Annotated in this window: 4 protein-coding genes and 1 pseudogene; 3 read left to right on the forward strand and 2 right to left on the reverse strand. The window is 63.6% G+C overall.

All coding sequences use genetic code 11. From position 1 onward, the window contains the following. A partial coding sequence (locus ACILRA_RS20520) for a prephenate dehydratase domain-containing protein (RefSeq protein WP_395663913.1) occupies positions 1 to 379 on the reverse strand: 379 nt, incomplete at its 3' end. After that, positions 376 to 1,122 carry a 3-deoxy-manno-octulosonate cytidylyltransferase gene (locus ACILRA_RS20525; protein ID WP_395663910.1) on the reverse strand — a complete coding sequence of 249 codons (747 nt, stop codon included), beginning with the start codon at positions 1,120 to 1,122 and terminating at the stop codon, positions 376 to 378. The genes ACILRA_RS20520 and ACILRA_RS20525, both read right to left, overlap by 4 nt. Positions 1,123 to 1,235: 113 nt before the next feature. On the opposite strand from ACILRA_RS20525, the gene ACILRA_RS20530 reads away from it, so the two are divergent. The 3 genes and pseudogenes from ACILRA_RS20530 to ACILRA_RS20540 all read left to right on the forward strand — a co-directional run. Beyond that, positions 1,236 to 1,784: a c-type cytochrome gene (locus tag ACILRA_RS20530; protein ID WP_395663911.1), complete on the forward strand. Its 549-nt coding sequence runs from the start codon at positions 1,236 to 1,238 to the stop codon at positions 1,782 to 1,784. 114 nt (positions 1,785 to 1,898) lie between these two features. Further along, a complete protein-coding gene (locus ACILRA_RS20535) occupies positions 1,899 to 3,758 on the forward strand; it encodes an extracellular solute-binding protein (RefSeq protein WP_395663912.1) in 1,860 nt (619 codons plus the stop codon). Then, positions 3,755 to 4,152 (forward strand): annotated as a pseudogene (locus ACILRA_RS20540) (ABC transporter substrate-binding protein); the annotation flags it as partial. The gene ACILRA_RS20535 and the pseudogene ACILRA_RS20540, both read left to right, overlap by 4 nt.

Genomic DNA, 4,152 nt, shown 5'->3' on the forward strand with positions numbered 1-4,152 from the left:
CTGCCACCACGGGCTTGAGACCAAGCTCACGCATAACCTTGCGGCACTGGCCCAGCGCATGAACGTGGCTGTGCACCGTCCTGACGGATGACGCATCGGTTCCCGGCACGATCATCAGCTGGTGGTGAACGGGGAGGAAATGCTCACCGATGATGTAAAGATTGGAGCGCGGCAACAGGTGGTGGATATCGGCCACCCGGCCTGCCACAGAATTGTCGATGGGGATCATTGCAAGCTGGGCTTCCCCGTCGGCCACCGCCTGGAAGGCGTCTTCGAAGGTGCCGCAGGGCATGGGCTCAGAGGTGGGATAGGCCTCGATGCAGGCGATATGCGAATTCGCACCGGGTTCGCCCTGGTAGGCGATCTTCAGGGGCATCAGGATTTCCTCAGCATGCGGCGGGCGGTTTCGAGATCCTCAGGCGTATCGACGCCGAGCGGCACAGTGTCAACCCGCACCACGACGATGCGCATGCCGTTATCGAGGGCGCGCATCTGCTCAAGCTTGCGCTCTGCCTCACGCGCGCTGACGGGGAGCGAGACGAAACGCTCCAGCACCGGGCGGCGGTAGGCATAGACGCCGATGTGGTGCCAGAAGGGCGGCTGGTGCTCCGGCCCGGTGTTGCGGACGAAGTCCCGCGCGAAGGCCAGCTCGCGCTCTTCGCTCAAAGGCGCGATGGCCTTGACGATATTGGGGTTGGCTACATCCTCCGCGCGATCGATCAGCGCGGCGATGGTGGAGAGATCGGCGGCCTCGTTGACGAGACCGGCAAGGCAGCGCCGGATCGACAGTGCGTCGATGGTCGGGAGGTCGCCCTGGAGATTGACCACGCAGTCGAAGCGGCGCTGCGGATCGCGCAGGGACAGGGCCTCGGCGATCCGGTCCGAACCTGAGGGCAGCGCGGGGTTGGTGACGATCGCGTCCCCGCCATGGGCGCGCACGACGTCGGCGATTTCGACCTCGGCGGCGGCCACCAGCACCTGCCCGATATCGGCCTCCATCGCCCGCTTCCAGCAATGCACGATCATGGGCAGGCCGTTGATGTCGGCCAAGGGCTTGCCCGGAAGCCTGGTCGAGGCCATGCGGGCAGGTATCACGACGATGGTATTCTGTTTATCTATCATGGGTTTATGAGGAGGCGCGGCAAAATGATACAATCACCCTTATACTATTGCGGCGGCCTCGAGAAAGCACTAGTTTCCGCGCCCGACTGACGGCTCAAGGGGTCTCAAGCTTCATGGACAGCTTCGAATTCAACAAGATTGCGGGTGCGGTGCTGGCAACAGCCCTGCTGGTTTTCGGCCTCTCTGAGTTGGCCGGCATCATCTACCACCCGCATGCGCCCGAAAAGCCGGGCTTCGCCATCGAGGTGGCCGAGGCCGAGGGCGCCGGTGGTGAAGCCGCCGCGGAGGAAGCGCCTGCCGTTTCGCTGGGAACGCTGCTCGCCTCCGCCGATGCGGCCAAGGGCCAGACGGTGTTCAAGGCCTGCGCAGCCTGCCATGACGTGGCAAATGGCGGCCCGAACAAGGTAGGCCCGAATCTGTGGGGCATCGTGGGACGCCCGCACGGCGTGCATGAAGGCTTCGCCTATTCGGAAGCCATGGCAGCGCTAAAGGACAAGCCCTGGGATTATGCGGCGCTGAACGAGTTCCTGCTCGCGCCGAAGAAGGCCGTTCCGGGCACCAAGATGGCCTATGGCGGCCTCAAGAAGGAAACGGACCGCGCCGACTTGCTGGCCTATCTGGCGACACTGTCTGACGCGCCAGTGCCCTTCCCTGCCCCGTAAAGGCCGCAAAGATCACGAAGATTTAACACCGGCAAGCCGCTTGCCGGTGTTTTCATTTTGGTGCGGGGTTGCTTAACTAGAGGCATTCGCCGTCGCCTGGAGATTTCCCGCCCCATGTCCATCACACGCCGCACCCTGCTGAAACTCGCGGGCCTTGCCCCGGCTGCCAAACTCTTCGGCATCCAGATCGCCCATGCCGAGGACCGCCAGTTCCGGCACGCGCTGACGCTGTTCGAGGACGTGAAGTATCCGCCGGACTTCACCCACTTCGGCTATGTGAACCCGAAGGCCCCCAAGGGCGGCCGGGTGCGCTTCGGCCTGGTCGGCTCCTTCGACAATCTCAACCCCTATACCTTCAAGGGTGAACGTGCGGCTGCGGTGCTCAACGATGCGCTGCTCGTCTCCTCGCTCGACGAGCCGTCGACCGAATATGGGCTGGTGGCAAGCGCCATATGGCACCCCGAGGACCGTTCCATGGTGGTCTACCGGCTGCGGCCGGAAGCGCGCTTCCATGATGGCAAGGCGATGACGCCGGACGACGTGATCTGGTCCATGCAGTCGCTGCGCGATGCCAACCCCTTCTATAACTTCTACTACAAGAACATCGCGAAGGCCGAGCAGACGGGCGAGCGCGAGGTGACCTTCACCTTCTCCGAAAAGGGCAACCGCGAACTGCCGCTGATCACCGGGCAGATGCCGGTACTGCCGAAGCACTGGTGGACTGCCAAGGACGAGAAGGGCCGCCAGCGCGATATCAAGGAAACGACGCTTGAAGTTCCGCTGGGCTCCGGCGCCTATGTGGCAGCGGACGTGAAGCCCGGCACGGCGATCCTGATGAAGCGCGTGGCGGATTACTGGGCCAAGGACCTGGCCGTCAGCATCGGCCAGGATAATTTCGACGAGATCGAATACATCTATTTCCGCGACGCCAATGTGGCCTTCGAGGCCTTCAAGGGCGACCAGTATGACTGGCGCACAGAAACCTCCTCCAAGCTGTGGGCGACGGGCTATGACTTCCCCGCACTCACCGCTGGCCGCGTGGTGAAGGAAGAGATCACGCTGCGCCAGGTGCAGGGCATGCAATGCTGGGCGCTCAACCTGCGCCGCCCGAAATTCGAGGACGTGCGGGTGCGCCAGGCGCTGAACTATGCCTTCGACTTCGAATGGGCGAACCAGAACCTGTTCTATGGCCAATATGTCCGTTCACGGAGCTATTTCAACAATTCGGAGATGGAGGCGAAGGGGCTTCCCTCCCCCGCCGAGCTCGCCATTCTCGAGCCGCTGAAGGACCAGCTTCCGCCGGAGGTGTTCACCGCGGAATATGCAAACCCGTTGAACGACACGCCGCAGAACCGGCGCAAGAACATGCGGCAGGCCGCAAAGCTTTTGAACGATGCGGGCTGGCAGGTGACGCAGGATGGCGGGCAATCCCTGCTGAAGAACGCCAAGGGCGAGGCGCTGACCATCGAGATCCTTCTCGATTCCCCGCTGTTCGAGCGGATCGCGCTTCCCTACAAGCAGCAGCTTGAGTTGCTGGGCATCAGTGTCAGCGTGAAGACGGTGGACAGCGCGCAGTATGAGCGCCGCACCCAGACCTTCGACTTCGACGTTGCGGTGGGCAACTTCGGCCAATCGCTTTCGCCCGGCAACGAGCAGCGCGATTTCTGGGGCAGCGAGGCGGCGAAGCGGGATGGCAGCCGCAACATCATCGGCATTGCCGACCCGGCAATCGACAAGCTGATCGAGACGCTGATCTTCGCGCCTGACCGCGGCAGCCTCGTTACCGCCTGCAAGGCGCTGGACCGGGCGCTGATCTGGAACCACTATGTGGTGCCCATGTGGTTCGTGAACTACCAGCGCACCGCCAGGTGGGACCGCTTCGGCCGGCCCGAAAAGCTGCCGGAGCTTTCGCCCGGCTTCCCCTCCGTCTGGTGGTGGGACGCTGAGAAGGCCAAGAAGGTGGCCTCTCCATGAGGCGGTTCGCGGCGGCGGCGCTGCTCCTTGGGTTCATGGCGGCGGCGGCCAGCGCTGAACCGCGCCACGGGCTGTCGGTGTTCGGCGAGCTCAAATATCCAGAGGGCTTCACGCAGTTCGACTATGTGAACCCGGATGCGCCGAAGGGCGGCAAGATCTCGCTGATCGGGCCCAGCGCCATCGAGACCTTCGACAGCTTCAACGGCTACATCCTGCGGGGGGACCCGGCGCAGGGCTTCGAGCTTATGTTCGACAGCCTGATGGCGCGCGCGGCGGATGAGCCCGACGCCATGTATGGCCTGGTGGCGAGGACCGCGGACATCGCGGACGACCGCATGAGCGTCAGCTTCACGCTTCGCGAGGAAGCGAGATTCGCCGATGGCACGCCGGTGAC

The sequence above is a fragment of the Aestuariivirga sp. genome (genome assembly GCF_044239095.1).
In the GTDB taxonomy this organism is placed as follows: domain Bacteria; phylum Pseudomonadota; class Alphaproteobacteria; order Rhizobiales; family Aestuariivirgaceae; genus Aestuariivirga.

What these genes read in the sequence shown, in the direction of transcription:
- ACILRA_RS20525 (WP_395663910.1), bottom strand. Translation starts at nt 1,122, where the DNA reads ATGATAGATAAACAGAATACCATCGTCGTGATACCTGCCCGCATGGCC.
- ACILRA_RS20530 (WP_395663911.1), top strand. Translation starts at nt 1,236, where the DNA reads ATGGACAGCTTCGAATTCAACAAGATTGCGGGTGCGGTGCTGGCAACA.
- ACILRA_RS20535 (WP_395663912.1), top strand. Translation starts at nt 1,899, where the DNA reads ATGTCCATCACACGCCGCACCCTGCTGAAACTCGCGGGCCTTGCCCCG.